The following is a 14,711-nucleotide window of genomic DNA, read 5'->3' on the forward strand; positions in this document are numbered from 1 at the left end:
CCACCGACTCTTCATTCAGAGAATGAACGGTGTGTTGTACCTAATGCCTTTAGTATAGTCAACCGATTGTTTACTTAGTGAGCGACCGGTATAACACCCCGACAGAGCAACCTACTTACTGGTCAGAATTAACTCGCTGAAACGCCGCCGCTATCCAGCGTAACATCCGGTCCGTAGAAGGTTTTCTGTTCTTCCATCATTTTTTTCAGCCGTTCGCAGGGCGCAAAGCGAGAGCCAAATCGCTGCTCCAGCTGCTCGAGGGCCGCGACCACCTGAGCGATCCCCATCCGGTCCATGTAGCGGAACGGCCCGCCGAGAAACGGTGGGAAACCAATGCCGAACACCGCACCGATATCGCCATCCCGCACGCTGCCCACCACCTGTTCATCCAGAGTGCGGGCCGCCTCGTTGAGCATCATCATCACACAACGCGTAGCAATATCTTGTGCGCTAAGACAAGGTTTTGGCGACAGCTTCAGCAGGCGATAGATCTCCGCATCGGCCTTTTTCTTCCCGCCCGGGCGTTTGCCGTAAAGATAAAAGCCCCGACCGTTTTTACGCCCCTTACGGTTATCGTTAAGCACTGCGCCCAGCGCCGATGGCAGCGCAAAACGCTCACCCCACGCCTTTTCCAGCACCGGCATAATATGTGTGCCGACATCAATGCCGACTTCATCCAGCAGCTGCACCGGGCCAACGGGGAAGCCAAACTTCACCAGCGCATCGTCAATCGCTTCGATCGGTTCCCCGGCCAGCAGGCAGTGCATCGCCTCAATCACATAGGGGGCAAGGATGCGGTTAACGTAAAAACCGGCTTTATCCGCCACCACAATCGCCGTTTTGCCCTGTTTTTTCGCCAGCGCCACCGCCGTTGCTACGGTCACATCGCTGGTGCCCGAGTGCGGGATGACCTCAACCAGCGGCATTTTTTCCGGCGGGCTGAAATAGTGCAGGCCGATGACGTTTTCCGGCCGCTGCGCGTGGGCAGCGATATCGGTAATCGGCAGCGAAGAGGTATTGGAGGCAAAGATCGTCTGCGGCCCGCAGTGGGCTTCAACTTCCGCTACCATTTTTTGCTTGAGGGCCAGGTCTTCAAACACCGCTTCAATAATCACATCGCGCTGGCTGAAGCCCTGATAATCGGTCGATCCGGTAATCAGCGCCATCTGCTGCTGTCGCCCGGCTTCCGTCAGATGGCGACGTTTCACCGCTTTGCTTAATACCTGCCAGCTGGTTTTCAGCGCGTGGTTGATGCCCTGCGCATTAATATCCTTGATGCGCACCGGCAGCCCTGCGCGCGTGGCGGTCACGCAGGCAATACCGCCGCCCATCAGTCCCCCGCCCAGTACGCCAATGCTGTGCAGCGTTCGCGGTTTGCCTGCGGCTCCCGGATCTTTTTTCAGCGCGGTGGTGGCAAAAAACAGCCCGCGCAGTGCCGACGATTCCGGCGTCATCGCCAGCTCGCCAAAGGCCCTCGCCTCCGCTTCGTAGCCGCTGCTGCTGCCCTGTTCCAGCCCCTGGCGCGCTACCGTCAGGATTTTATCCACCGCCGGATAGTTGCCGTGAGTCTTCGCCTGCGCACGGCGTTTCGCCATGTTAAACAGCAGCGCCCTTCCGGCCGGACCGCTCAGCAGCCGCTCGCGCAGCGGCAGCGGTTTTCTTGCCTCACGCGCTTTAAGGACCATTTTAACTGCCGTTTCCAGCAGGATAGCGTGCGGCACGGCTTCATCCACCAGCCCGCATTTCAATGCCTGCCGCGGGCGCAGGGTTTTCCCTGACAGAATCATATCCAGCGCCACCGAGGCACCGATTAACCGCGGCAGGCGCTGTGTGCCGCCGGAACCCGGTAGCAATCCCAGCTGCACCTCCGGTAATCCCAGCCGGGTTTTCTCATCAAGGCTGCAGACGCGATGATGGCAGGACAGCGCCAGCTCAAGACCGCCGCCAAGACAGGCCCCGTGGATCGCCGCGACCACCGGTACCGGCAATCCTGCAATTTCGGCCATCACCTTCTGCCCCTGCTGCGCCAGCTTTTCCGCCTGCTGCGCACTGTGGCACGCGGCAATCATCGCGATGTCCGCACCGGCAATAAACGAGTCCGCCTTGCCGGAGACGATCACCAACCCGGCCAGCTGCGGATTGGCGCAGGCGCGCTTGAGTACGCTGCGGATCTCGCCGGCAAACTCGGCCTTGAGGGTGTTCATCTTCTCGCCCGGCACGTCGATGGTAATCACCCCGACGTTGTCCAGCCGCATCGTCAGAGTAAATGCTGATGACTGTTCCATTATTCCGCCTCCAGAACCATTGCCGCGCCAAGACCACCCGCCGCGCAGGCGGTCACCAGCCCCAGACCGCCGCCGCGACGCCGCAGCTCATTCAGCGTTTGGGTGATCATCCGCGCTCCGGTGGCCGCAAATGGGTGGCCGTAGGCGATAGAGCCGCCCAGCACGTTAAAGATCTCTTCATTGACTTCGCCCAGCGCGTGCGGGCGATTCAGCACCTCGCGGGCGAAGCGCTCATCGGCGAACATTTTAAGATTAGCGAGCGTCTGCGCAGCAAACGCCTCGTGCATATCGATTAGCGTCAGATCGCTGAGGGTGATGCCCGCACGCTCCAGCGCCAGCGGCGAGGACCACGCCGGTCCCAGCAGCATATCCTCGCGCACGCCAATCGCGGTGAAGGCGTAGCTGCGCAGATAGCCCAGCGGGGTGATGCCCAGCTCACGCGCGCGGGATTCGGTCATCAGGATCACCGCCGCTGCGCCGTCGGTGAGCGGCGTGCTGTTGGCGGCGGTCACCGTACCGTGGCGGCGATCGAACGCCGGCCGCAGGCGGGCATAGTCTTCCGGCTTTGAGTCGGGGCGCACGTTGTTGTCCTGTTCCAGCGCAGCCTGCCACGGGGGGGTAAAGGCGGTCATCACCTCCTGATTCAGCAGCCCCTGCTGCCAGGCACGCGCCGCGCGCTGGTGCGAACGATGCGCCAGCGCATCCTGCTGCTCGCGGCTGATACCGTGGCTTTTTGCCATCTGCTCTGCGGTATCCCCCATCCTCAGCCCTGTGGAATATTCGGCTACCGCAGGCGGCACCGGCAGTAAATCGCGCGGGCGCAGCTGGCTGAACAGCTTGAGTTTTTGTGACAGGGTGCGCGCCTTGTTGAGATCGACCAGCGTTCTTGCCAGTTTGCGGCTGACGCCAATCGGCAATACGGAAGAGGAGTCGGCACCACCGGCGATCCCCACCTGAATACTGCCCGCCATCAGGCTTTCCGCCACGTTTACCACCGCCTGAAAGCTGGTGGCACAGGCGCGGCTGACGCTGTACGCGTCGGTGTGGACGCTCATACCGCTGGCCAGCACGATTTCCCGGGCAATATTTGGCGCTTCCGGCATCTGCACCACCTGGCCAAAGACCAGCTGATCGATGATATCGGCGGGAATATCGCTGCGGGCCAGCAGCTCACTGACCACCATTCTGCCCAGCTCCAGCGCCGGGATGCCGTGGAAAGCCGTCGCCTGCTTAGCAAACGGCGTGCGCAGCCCGTGGGTTATGGCGATGCGGTCGCCCTGGCGCGTCAGCAAAGGTAGCGCTTTGCTCATTATTATCACCTGTTTCGTGTCGATGGACGGCATCGCTGCCAAAGAGGTCTGACCTCCTCAGTGTTAACCAGAATATAACGGGGCGCTACGGCGGGAAGAAAAAAATGCGAGAGCAAACACGGTTTAAGGGGAGCTGGCCGCTCCCCATAGCCTGTCAGTACAGGCAAGAGCGTGGTTCAGCGCAGACCAAGCTGGAATATCAGCGTTTCGGCCTGACAGCTAAAGGTAAAGCTACAGTCGAGCACCACGCCTTCCGGCGTTTCGGTAAACGTACTGTCGATCGCGCAGGGATCGGACTCAACCTCACGCGCTTTCGCTGTCAGCGAGGTCAGCATCGCTTCGGCTTCACTGCGGTTGGCAAAAGTACGATTGTAAGCCGCGGTGCAGTCGGTGTTATCCATCACGGTGCCCACATCAACGCAGCAACAGGCTGCCGTTTCGCTGGCGCTACAGCGGTTAATTGCGTCGGTCATTTCATCCTCCGGCATGCCGCGACAGGAAGGCGGCAGGTTAATTTAAGACTAAATCCATTTTACGCCTGACGCTTTTCCCGCTCCAGCAGACGCGCGAAATGAGTCCGTGAAGTGATGAAAATCACACTATTATTTGATCCACCGCAATCAGCGGCGTTGTTCGAAATTTCTACCTGTAAGTTTTTGTTAGGCAGATCTCTTTTCTTGCATCATTTTGGAAATAAGTCGAAAACATTATTGCAACATCTGTACAGGTCGGACCTATACTTGGGCCACTGGTCTGATTTGTTGCCCGTCAGTCAGTCCCTACAATCCGCGATCCCTTGTTACTTCAGGTAACAGAGTTTAATAAAATCTAATGAGGTTGTGGTTATGAACCATAAAAACCTGTTTACGAAATCCACACTTGCCGTGGCAGTGGCCCTTGTTTCTTCAAATGTGTTTGCGGCTGGCTTTCAACTGAATGAATTTTCCTCTATTGGCTTAGGCCGTGCTTACTCCGGTGAAGGTGCGATGGGCGATACCGCCGCGTCCGCCAGCCGTAACCCTGCAACCATGGCGCTGATGGATCGCCCGATGTTCTCCGTCGGCGCGGTGTTCATCGATCCCGGTGTTGATATCGACGGCCAGTCCGCCAGCGGCAACAGCCTGGATGCCAGCAATATCGCCCCTACCGCCTGGGTGCCGAATATTCACTACGTGCAACCACTTAACGATCAGTGGTGGTTAGGGGCCAGCGTGACCTCTAACTACGGTCTGGCTACCGAGTTCAACGACAGCTATACAGCAGGTCCGTACGCCGGTAAAACCGACCTGACTACCATGAACTTTAACCTCAGCACCGCCTACCGCCTGAATCAGCACTTCAGCTTCGGCGTAGGTTTTGATGCGGTTTATGCTCGTGCCAAAATTGAACGCTACGCCGGTGAATCCCTCGGCTCGCTGGGTATCCCGGCAAACACCCAGATTGCCCATCTGAAAGGTGATGAATGGGGCTACGGCTGGAATGCCGGTATTCTGTATGAAGTGGACGATAATAACCGCTTCGGTCTGACCTACCGTTCAGAAGTGAAGATCGATTTCGACGGCGATTATCGCAGCAGTCTGCCAAGCTCGATTAACCCACTGAACCAGGCGCTGGGCCTTGGCCTGCCGTTTGGCACCGACGGTAATACTATTCCTGGCGCACTGACGCTGAATCTGCCGGAAATGTGGGAACTGTCAGGCTTCCATAAGGTGGCTCCGAAGTGGGCCGTGCACTACAGCCTGGCCTACACCAGCTGGAGCCAGTTCCAGGAGCTGAAAGCCACCGGCACCAGCGGCCAGCAGCTGTTCTACAAAGACGAGAGCTTTAAAGATGCTTACCGCATCGCGCTGGGTACCACCTACTATCATGACGATCACTGGACGTTCCGTACCGGTATCGCCTTCGATGACAGCCCGGTTCCGGCACAGACCCGCTCTATTTCCATTCCCGATCAGGACCGTCTGTGGCTGAGCGCAGGTACATCTTATGCCTTCAATGAAGATGCCTCGGTTGACGTCGGCGTTTCCTATATGCACGGCCAGCACGTGACGGTGAAAGAAGGTCCTTATACCTTTAACTCTACCGGTAAAGCGTGGCTGTACGGCGCAAGCTTTAACTACAAATTCTGATTACCGTTCAGCATGAAAAAGGCCCGCCGGGAAACCAGCGGGCCTTTTATTATGCAGTGCGAAAACAACTATGCGGCGCGAGAATTATGGCGCATCAATATCGTTGAGTTCGTCTTTGATCGCCGCCGCATTCGGATTTTCCTGCGGGATCAGCTTGCCGTCGCTGGCAAGGAAATCATGATGCTGGAAGTAAGCCGAACGCATAAAGGCATAAGGATCTTTCGAATTGCTCAGAATGGAGTCGGAATCCAGCAGCTGCGCACGGGTCTCAATGCCTTCCAGAGCCCATTTACCGGCGGACATCCACCACGTCAGCCATGACAGCGGTGGATAGAGATCGTCAACAATGCCACCGACATCCTCACGCGGCGTAAAGCTGCCGTAGCCCGGTACCACCACATATGTGCCGTAACCCACACCGTAATGGCCCAGCGTGCTACCGAAGGCCCGCGGCTCTTCTTTCGCCAGTTTCGGGTTGGCCATGCTGGCCACATCAATCAGACCGCCCATCCCCAACAGGGTGTTCAGGAAGAAACGGTTAAAGTGGATCATCGCCTTATAAGGGTTGCCTTCAACGAAGTAGTTGATCATCGAGGCCGGTTCATCAAGGTTACTGAAGAAGTTACCCAGGCCGTTTCGCGCCGGCACCGGCACGTAATCGCGCCATGCTACCGCAACGGGCCGCAGGACGTACGGGTCCAGCACGTTGTAGTTAAAGTTGAACATTGACCGGTTGAAGCCTTCCAGCGGATCGGAACGTCCCTGAGGATCATCGGCGTTCTTAGAGCTGGCGCAGCCCACCATCATTACGCTTGCCAGCACTAAGCCCGTCAGGCGATAGTTCATTTTTTTCTCCCTGTACTGGTTTATGGATTATCGCCTGCCACCTGCTGGTCGATTGTGACCGCAAGCTGCTGTTGACCGTTGAATGGCGTAACCTCACTCAGCCCGAACCAGTCACCGGGTTGAGGATTGGCGCTGCCGTCGCGTGAAATACGTACGCGAACCCGCACCTGATGCAGCGCTGATAGCAAGCGCTCCGGCATCATTGCGTTACTGTCATCCAGCGTGAGCGATAGAGGAAAATGGCTCAGCGGCAACTGCTTCACCGCAACGGGAACTGGAGTGGTTCCGTCAGAAACAGAAATATACAACACTCCACCTTCCGGTAACATTTTTTCTGCCTCCGGCGACAGATTTATCTGAATCGCCAGATGGCTGCTTTGCTGACCCGATGCGCTTTTGGCCTGCTCAATACTGCGGCGAATGACCTCAACACGCGCATCTTTGGCCGGTAAAAGCGCCAACATCTTATCCCAGGCTTCGATGGCTGCGGTGTAATCCTGCTGGCCAAAGGCATTAAATGCCAATAAACCCAGCAGACGAAGATTGTTGCCGTCGTGTTTCAGCATATCGCGCAGCATCACCGTTGCCTGGCGGTTGTCCTGCGGGTCAGCGGATCGCGCCAGCACTTCAGCATAGCTCAGCCTGACGTCGCGATTATCCGGTGCCAGCTGCAGGGCGCGTTCGAAGGACTGCGTGGCGAGGGTGGCGTTATTCAGTACCATTCCCAACCGCCCGAGCATCATCCAGTCGTTCAGATTATGCGGCTCCTGCTGCAGTTCGCTGCGAATTCCGAGTGCCAGCCGGGCCAGCTGTTCCCTGTTCAGCGGTGCGGCCTGCGGGTCCATCACCTGCCTGCGCAGCGCGGGTAGATCGCTTTTTACCTGCTGCCAGGCCAGCACCTGCGACAGGCCGCCGGTTTTCAGATAAAACCCCACGCTGATAACCGCCAGCAGCACGCCGCCGGGAAGCAGTACCCAACGGCTCAGCGGCCGGGCGGACGGCGGCTTGGTCAGGGCAGGGTTCCGACTGGCAGGATCGCATGGAGGGGGCGACATAAGCCCGCCATCCGCCAGACCTGACGCGCCCGGCAGGGACGGCACTCGCGCGAACTCCGTCGCCAGGCTCCCGGCATTCGGTTCCAGCTGATCAACGTCGTAACACTGGCTACCTCCCACACGTTGACTCGCGGCTTCGGCTTCGGCTTCGGCTTCGGCTTCGCTTACACTTAAACGCTGCCTGCCGCGCAGCACAATGATCAGTGCCCCCATGGCAACAAATAGCGCCGGCCCCGCCCACAGGATCAGCGTGGAGAGCTGTAGCGGGGGCTGATAGGAAACAAAATTACCGTAGCGATCGATCATCCACGCCTTAATCTGCTCCGGGGTTTGCCCCTGGCGCAGCAGCTCATAAACCTTCAGCCGCATATCCGCCGCGATGATCGAGTTAGAGTCGGCGATGCTGTTATTCTGGCATTTGGGGCAGCGCAGTGATTCAGTCAGATGGCGATACTGCTGCTCCTGGTTGACTGAATCAAACTGATAAGTATCGATGCTGTCCGCCAGCACGCTGGTACTCAACAGCATCAGTGCCAGCGCAATCAGAAACGGCTTCACTGGCTGCTCTCCCGGCTGTACTGCTGCCAGAGCGGCGCCAGCTCATCCCGCCAGACCTGTTCGTTCATATCCCCGGCGTGGCGATAGCGGATAATCCCCCTGCCATCGATCAGAAACGTTTCCGGTGCGCCATACACGCCCAGATCCAGCCCCAGCATGCCGTCACCGTCATACAGGCTCAGGATGTAAGGATTTCCCAGAGTATTCAGCCAGTTCACCGCCTTCAGGCGATCGTCCTTATAGTTCAGCCCCACCACACGCACTCCCTGCGTTGCCAGCGTATTTAAATATTGATGTTCCGCCCGGCAGGTCGGGCACCAGGTCGCCCAGACGTTCAGCAGAAGCGGCTGACCGGTCAGCAGCACCGATCTGTCGTACACTTTCCCCGGCAGCTCCAGCGACTCCAGCCGGAATTCCGGCACCGGTTTACCCACCAGCGCGGATTCAAGACGCGTGGGATCGTCGCCGTTGGCGTTGCGGCTCAGTTGCCACATTAACGCAGCCGCCAGCAGCAGAAACAGGAACAGCGGGATAAACAGTATTTTCCTGTTCATACCGCCTCCAGCGCTTTTTTACGCGAACGGTAGCGGGGGTCCAGCAGGCAAAGCACGCCGCCTGCGGCCATCAGCAGGCCACCAAACCAAATCCAGCGCACGAACGGTTTGTAGTAAATACGCACCGCCCAGGAATCTCCACCCAGTTCTTCCCCCAGCGCGGCGTAAAGATCGCGCGTAAAACCGCCATCGATCGCGGCTTCGGTCATCATCATGCGGGCAACGCTGTAGTAGCGTTTTTCCGCATACAGCGTCGCCTCCTGCTGGCCGTTGCGGGTGACATCGATAACGCCGACGTCGCCAGAGTAGTTCGGGCCCTGCAGGTTGTGTAGCGCGCGGAATGTGAAATGATAATTATGGATATCCACCGAGTCCCCGGCCTTCATCCTGACGTCACGCTCCACGCTGTAGTTCTGGCTGAAGGCGATGCCAATCACCGTGACCGCCACGCCGAGATGGCCGAGCACCATCCCCCAGTGGCTGCGCGACAGGCGCAGCAGTCCCCTGAAGAAGCCGTGACGATGGGTTGCGCGCTCGTGCAGCTCCATCAGCGTCAGAAGGATCACCCAGATTGCCATCAGCAGGCCGACGACGGTCATCGCCTCAATCCGGTCCTGCATCACCCACGGCAGCAGAATCGACAGTATGCAGGTCGTCAGCGCGGCAATACCAAGCCGTTTCCACAGCGTTTTCGGACTGTCCCGCCGCCAGCGCACCAGCGGCCCGATACCCAACATCAGCGCCAGTGGCGCCATCAGCCAGGTAAACAGCGTATTAAAGAAAGGTTCGCCGATGGAAATACTGCCCAGCCCCAGCTGCTTATGTACCAGCGGCAGCATAGTACCCAGCAGCACCACCAGCATGGCGGCGATCAACAACACATTGTTGCCCAGCAGAAACGATTCGCGCGACCAGAGTTCGTTTTGCACTCTGCCGCGCATCCGCCCCCCCTTGATGGCATACAGCAGCAGCGAACCGCCGATGGCAATCACCAGGAAGGCGAGGATAAACATGCCGCGTGCCGGATCGGAAGCGAAAGAGTGCACCGAAACCAACACGCCGGAGCGCACCAGGAACGTCCCCAGCAGGCTGAGCGAAAAGGCGGAAATCGCCAGCAGCACCGTCCACGCCTTAAACGCCCCGCGCTTTTCGGTTACCGCCAGCGAGTGCAGCAGCGCCGTTCCCGCCAGCCACGGCATCAGAGAAGCGTTTTCGACCGGGTCCCAGAACCACCAGCCTCCCCAGCCCAGCTCGTAATAGGCCCAGGCCGATCCCAGCACGATACCCGCGGTCAGAAATACCCATGCGGCAAGGGTCCACGTTCGCGACCAGCGGGCCCACGCTGTATCCAGCCGACCGGCCAACAGTGAAGCGATGGCAAACGCAAAGGCCACCGAGAAGCCCACGTAACCCATATACAGCAGCGGCGGATGGAAGATCAGCCCGATATCCTGCAGCATCGGGTTCAGATCGTTACCGTCAATCGGCAGATCCGGCAGCGTGCGGATAAACGGGTTAGAGGTCAGGGTAATAAACAGCAGAAACGCCAGATTGATCATCCCCATCACCGCCAGCACGCGGGCAATAGCCTCCTGCGGCATGCTGCGGCTGAACAGTGCGACCGCCAGCGTCCAGCCGCTGAGCAGCAGCACCCACAGCAGTAGCGATCCCTCATGCGCGCCCCATGTCGCCGCCACGCGATACCAGACCGGCAGCAGGCTGTTGGAGTTAGCCGCCACGTACACCACGCTAAAATCATTCACCACAAAAGCGTGCACCAGAATCAGAAAAGCACCGGCAACGCAGGTAAACAGCGCACCGGCCAAAGGCCGCGCCATCGCCATCAGACGCGCATCCCGGCGGGTAGCGCCCCACAGCGGATAGATAATCAGTAGCAGGGAGACGCCCAGCGCCAGACACAGCAGGAAACTGCCGATTTCCGGGATCATGGCTGACCTCCCTGGCTCACCCCGGACGTGGGTGGCAGGTGATTTTTATTCATCGCATCGGTAATTTCCGGCGGCGTATATTTCTCATCGTGCTTCGCCAGCACCTCTTTCGCCAGCACGTGGCGGCTGTCCTCCAGCACGCCCTGGGCCACCACTCCCTGCCCCTCACGGAACAGATCCGGCAGAATCCCCTCATAGCTGACGTTAATCACCCCGCTGTTATCGTATAGCTGGAAAGACACTTTCAGCGTATGGGGATCGCGCTTCACGCTGCCCGGCATCACCATGCCGCCGACCCGCAGTCGCTGGCCCGGTTCGGGTTTCTGCTGCGCTTCCCCTTTGCCGTAAATAATTTCGCTGGGGGTATAGAACAGGTCAATATTGGCGCGCAGCGCATACATCACCAGCGCCGTGGCGATGCCGAGACCAGCGAGCACCAACAACGTGAGGATCAGGCGGTTTTTACGACGTTGATTCATGATGGTTCCCCTGTCGATGCGGGGCGGTTTTTATTGCTTTTTGCCGCACGAATACGTTCTTCACGTGCTTCACGCTGGCGGATCGCCGTCAGTAACCGGCGGCGATGGATGACGGTATGCAGGATCAGGCCGCCAAGGCCCAGCAGTGCACAAGCCACCGCCAGCCAGACATAGCTGGCATAGCCGCCCATGGCGAAGAAATCCTGCCAGTTGGAGAATGCCGGAGTCATAACCTGCGCCCTCCTTTCATCGCGATCGCTACGGCCCACGGGCGGTGGCTTTCACTCAGCAACAGCAGGTTGCGCAGGCGCATCAGGGTAAGAGTGACAAAGACCAGCAGCATACCGAGAATTGACCAGCGCAGCGGCGAACGCATACTCGGATCGATAGCCTGCTGCATCACGCCGGAAGATCCCTGATGCAGGGTGTTCCACCAGTCGACCGAGTAGTGAATAATCGGCAGATTCACCACGCCGACGAGGATCAGCAGCCCGGCTGCTCGCCCGCCGGTCCGGCTGTCATCAAATGCATTACGCAGAGCGATAGCGCCCATATAAAGGAACAGCAACACCAGTTCCGAAGTGAGCCGGGCATCCCAGATCCACCAGGTGCCCCACATGGGTTTTCCCCAGGCCGCGCCGGTCACCAGAGCGATAAAAGCAAACACGGCACCGATCGGGGCCATGGCGGCGGCGGCGAGATCGGCGGTTTTCCACTGCCACACCAGGCCAACAAACGCCGCAGCGGCCATCGTGGCGTAGACGCCCATTGACCACATCGCGGCGGGCACATGGATATAAATGATGCGATAGCTGTCGCCCTGCTGATAGTCGGCCGGAGCAAAAACGAATCCCCACCCCCATCCCAGCAGTAGCGTTATTACGCCAGCGACCGCAAACCAGGGGGTCAAACGACCGCATATTCGATATAGCCGCTCCGGCTTACTAAGTTGATGAATCCATTTCAACATGATTAAACCTGCTAAAAATAAAAGAAAATCGTATGCGTAACGCGCCGCAGTTTACTTTACATCCCGCTACTGCACGCTGACCCTCAGCGCAGCGGCGGTGGCAAACGGCGCAAGGGCAGAACTGGCGGCCAGCAACGCGCCCAGGATCGCCAGATAGCCGCTAATCGGCAGCCCCTGCCCTGCGGCATCCATCGCGCTGCTGGCAAAAATCAGCACCGGGATGGCCAGCGGCAGAACCAGCAGGCTTAACAATACGCCACCGCGCCGCAGCCCGACGGTCAGCCCCACGCCGATAGCTCCGAGAAAACTCAGCGTTGGCGTACCCAGCAGCAGGGTTAACGCCATTGCCCGCCAACTGGCATAATCCAGCGACAGCAGCAGCGCCGCCAGCGGCGATAGCAGCAGCAGCGGCAGGCCGGTGACCATCCAGTGCGCGGCCACCTTGCCGAGTACGGTCAGCGGCAGCGGCGCGGGCATCAGCAGCAGCTGCTCCAGCGAGCCGTCAATAAAATCATCACGAAACAGCCTCTCCAGCGCCAGCAGTGACGACAGCAGTGCGGCGACCCACACGATGCCCGGCGCAATCCGCGCCAGCAGCTGAGGTTCCGGCCCGATGCCCAGTGGAAACAGGGTGATGACGATCAAAAAGAACCACAGCGGATTCATCACTTCCGATCCGCTGCGAAACGCAATCCGCAGTTCCCGCTTCAGCACGCGCCAGAACATCAGTTGTACTCCGGCGCGGCCAGCCGCACGGTGCCGACCCGCTGCATGCCGGATGGCAGCGGCTGGTGAGTGGTCAGAATTACCGCACCGCCCTCTGCGGTATGGCGCGTAAACTGCGCCATCAGTGCCTCAACCCCGGTTCGATCGATAGCGGTCAGCGGTTCATCGAGTATCCACAAGGGTGCCCGGGTCAGCCACAGCCGCGCCAGCGCCACGCGCCGCTGCTGGCCCGCCGACAGCTGCGCCGCCGGAACGTCTTCATAACCGGTAAGTTCAACCTGCTCCAGCGCCTGCAACAGCAGCGCCTGCGGGCAATCCCCATGGTAGAAGCTGAGGTTTTCCAACGGGGTCAAAATCGCCTTCACCCCCGGCTGATGCCCGAGGTACAGCAGGCTGGCGTGATAAACTTCGCGCTGCCGGTAAATACTTTGCTGCTGCCAGAGCACTTCACCCTCATCCGCCCGACTCAGCCCGGCAAGAATACGCAGCAGAGAGGTTTTTCCCGCGCCGTTGGCTCCTTCAATCTGCACAATCTCTCCTGCGGAAACGGCAAAGCTCAGCCCACTAAACAGCGTTCGGTTATCGCGCATACAGGTCAGATTTCTGGCAGACAGCATGGAAAATTCACACATCAAATACAGGGCGATGGATCATATCACAGGCCCGATGGCTGCCGGGAAGCACACAGGGAAAATATCCACACTAACCCCAGGTTAATTCACTATTACTGCCTCGATTTACATCTGAAAACGTCGCAGTTAAAGCTTTGTTACTCTTCTGATTGCATGACATCGTACTTTTCCCTGCTTTCCCTTCATCCCCTGCGCCGCTGCCAGATAAAAAACTCCGCTACGCTTAAAAGGATACGACCGTACCTCCGGGGGAAAGATGACCAGTAAGACAAACGATAAAACCGCTGAAAATGAAGTTGAAAGCGAAGAGAGCGAACAGGGAAAGGAGATTGAAGTTGATGAGGAGGTGCTGCCTTCCCGCGCCGCCGCGGTTCATGAGCAGATACGTCAGGAGGGGGAAAAAGAGCTGGAGCGCGACGGCCTGGCGCTGCTGTTTTCAGCCATCGCCGCCGGGATTTCGATGGGGGCTTCGCTGATGGCGAAGGGCATTTTCCAGGTTAATCTGCACGAGGTGCCGGGAAGCTTTCTACTGGAGAACCTCGGCTACACCTTCGGCTTTATTATCGTGATCATGGCTCGTCAGCAGCTGTTCACCGAGAACACCGTCACGGCCGTGCTGCCGGTGATGCATAAGCCGACGCTGGGTAACGGGCTGCTGCTGCTGCGGCTTTGGGGGCTGGTGCTGCTGGGTAACCTGATCGGCACGGCGCTGGCCTCGCTGGGCTTTATCCACATGCCCATTTTTGACGACGCCACCCGCAGCGCATTTGTCAGCATCAGCCAGAAAGTCATGGAGAATCCGCCGAACGAGATGTTTGCCAACGCCGTGGTGTCCGGCTGGATTATCGCCACCATGGTCTGGATGTTTCCTTCCGCCGGTGCTGCCAAAATTTGGGTGATTATCCTGATGACCTGGCTGGTTGCGCTGGGCGATCTCGCTCATATCGTGGTCGGCTCCGTCGAGATCTTCTATCTGGTCTTTAACGGCGACATCCCGTGGCAGCAGTTTATCTGGCCGTTTGCCCTGCCGACGCTGGCCGGCAATATCATCGGCGGCACCTTTATTTTTGCCCTGCTCAGCCACGCGCAAATCCGTAACGATATGCGTAACAAAGCCAAAGCCGAGGCGGAAGCCAAAGCGAAGCGCGAGAAGCAAAGGCAGCAGGGACACACGGCGAATTGATGGTAAAATGCGCAGTCAGTTCGGTAAGTAGTTAA

13 protein-coding genes and 2 pseudogenes are annotated in these 14,711 nt (G+C 58.7%); 2 read left to right on the forward strand and 13 right to left on the reverse strand.

Translation table 11 applies throughout. The annotated features are described in order from the left end of the window. Positions 1-128 precede the first annotated feature (128 nt). The 3 genes from fadJ to JOE09_RS14905 all read right to left on the reverse strand — a co-directional run bounded on the left by fadJ (position 129) and on the right by JOE09_RS14905 (position 4,068). Positions 129-2,285 (reverse strand): fatty acid oxidation complex subunit alpha FadJ, encoded by a 2,157-nt coding sequence (fadJ, locus tag JOE09_RS14895; RefSeq protein WP_205066324.1) that lies wholly within the window; start codon positions 2,283-2,285, stop codon positions 129-131. Further along, positions 2,285-3,595 (reverse strand): acetyl-CoA C-acyltransferase FadI, encoded by a 1,311-nt coding sequence (gene fadI, locus JOE09_RS14900; protein WP_205066325.1) that lies wholly within the window; start codon positions 3,593-3,595, stop codon positions 2,285-2,287. Before fadI ends, fadJ begins: the two co-directional genes overlap by 1 nt. Positions 3,596-3,771: 176 nt before the next feature. Next, positions 3,772-4,068, reverse strand: coding sequence for a YfcZ/YiiS family protein (locus tag JOE09_RS14905; protein ID WP_205066326.1), 297 nt, complete (start codon positions 4,066-4,068; stop codon positions 3,772-3,774). Positions 4,069-4,440: 372 nt separating this feature from the next. Here JOE09_RS14905 and fadL point away from each other — a divergent pair, with 372 nt between their 5' ends. Beyond that, positions 4,441-5,724, forward strand: coding sequence for a long-chain fatty acid transporter FadL (gene fadL, locus JOE09_RS14910; protein ID WP_200546108.1), 1,284 nt, complete (start codon positions 4,441-4,443; stop codon positions 5,722-5,724). An 84-nt stretch (positions 5,725-5,808) separates the two neighbouring features. Here the strand turns inward: fadL and mlaA are convergent, their stop codons facing one another. From mlaA to ccmA, 10 genes and pseudogenes are all read right to left on the reverse strand, one after another. Continuing rightward, positions 5,809-6,570: a phospholipid-binding lipoprotein MlaA gene (mlaA, locus tag JOE09_RS14915; protein WP_205066327.1), complete on the reverse strand. Its 762-nt coding sequence runs from the start codon at positions 6,568-6,570 to the stop codon at positions 5,809-5,811. A 20-nt stretch (positions 6,571-6,590) separates the two neighbouring features. Continuing rightward, positions 6,591-7,562: pseudogene (locus JOE09_RS14920) on the reverse strand (tetratricopeptide repeat protein); the annotation flags it as partial. Positions 7,563-7,772: 210 nt separating this feature from the next. Further along, a pseudogene (locus JOE09_RS14925) lies at positions 7,773-8,153 on the reverse strand (cytochrome c-type biogenesis protein); the annotation flags it as partial. 26 nt (positions 8,154-8,179) lie between these two features. After that, positions 8,180-8,737 (reverse strand): DsbE family thiol:disulfide interchange protein, encoded by a 558-nt coding sequence (locus JOE09_RS14930; RefSeq protein WP_105591194.1) that lies wholly within the window; start codon positions 8,735-8,737, stop codon positions 8,180-8,182. Continuing rightward, complete coding sequence (locus JOE09_RS14935; protein WP_205066328.1) at positions 8,734-10,686, reverse strand: heme lyase CcmF/NrfE family subunit; 1,953 nt, start codon at positions 10,684-10,686, stop codon at positions 8,734-8,736. The genes JOE09_RS14930 and JOE09_RS14935 overlap by 4 nt, the downstream gene beginning before the upstream one ends. Next, complete coding sequence (gene ccmE, locus JOE09_RS14940) at positions 10,683-11,165, reverse strand: cytochrome c maturation protein CcmE (protein WP_205066329.1); 483 nt, start codon at positions 11,163-11,165, stop codon at positions 10,683-10,685. Before ccmE ends, JOE09_RS14935 begins: the two co-directional genes overlap by 4 nt. Next, entirely contained in the window at positions 11,162-11,395 is a 234-nt protein-coding gene (ccmD, locus tag JOE09_RS14945; RefSeq protein WP_205066330.1) for a heme exporter protein CcmD, read from the reverse strand. Before ccmD ends, ccmE begins: the two co-directional genes overlap by 4 nt. Continuing rightward, entirely contained in the window at positions 11,392-12,135 is a 744-nt protein-coding gene (locus JOE09_RS14950) for a heme ABC transporter permease (protein WP_205066331.1), read from the reverse strand. The genes ccmD and JOE09_RS14950 overlap by 4 nt, the downstream gene beginning before the upstream one ends. A 66-nt stretch (positions 12,136-12,201) precedes the next feature. Continuing rightward, positions 12,202-12,861, reverse strand: coding sequence for a heme exporter protein CcmB (ccmB, locus tag JOE09_RS14955; RefSeq protein ID WP_200546101.1), 660 nt, complete (start codon positions 12,859-12,861; stop codon positions 12,202-12,204). Further along, complete coding sequence (gene ccmA, locus JOE09_RS14960; protein WP_205066332.1) at positions 12,861-13,478, reverse strand: cytochrome c biogenesis heme-transporting ATPase CcmA; 618 nt, start codon at positions 13,476-13,478, stop codon at positions 12,861-12,863. Before ccmA ends, ccmB begins: the two co-directional genes overlap by 1 nt. A 271-nt stretch (positions 13,479-13,749) precedes the next feature. On the opposite strand from ccmA, the gene JOE09_RS14965 reads away from it, so the two are divergent. Beyond that, positions 13,750-14,676, forward strand: a complete 927-nt coding sequence (locus tag JOE09_RS14965; RefSeq protein WP_205066333.1) for a formate/nitrite transporter family protein — start codon at positions 13,750-13,752, stop codon at positions 14,674-14,676. The last annotated feature ends 35 nt before the right edge of the window (positions 14,677-14,711 follow it).

Origin of the sequence: Pantoea coffeiphila, from assembly GCF_016909495.1 — a bacterium.
Lineage (GTDB): Bacteria > Pseudomonadota > Gammaproteobacteria > Enterobacterales > Enterobacteriaceae > Erwinia > Erwinia coffeiphila.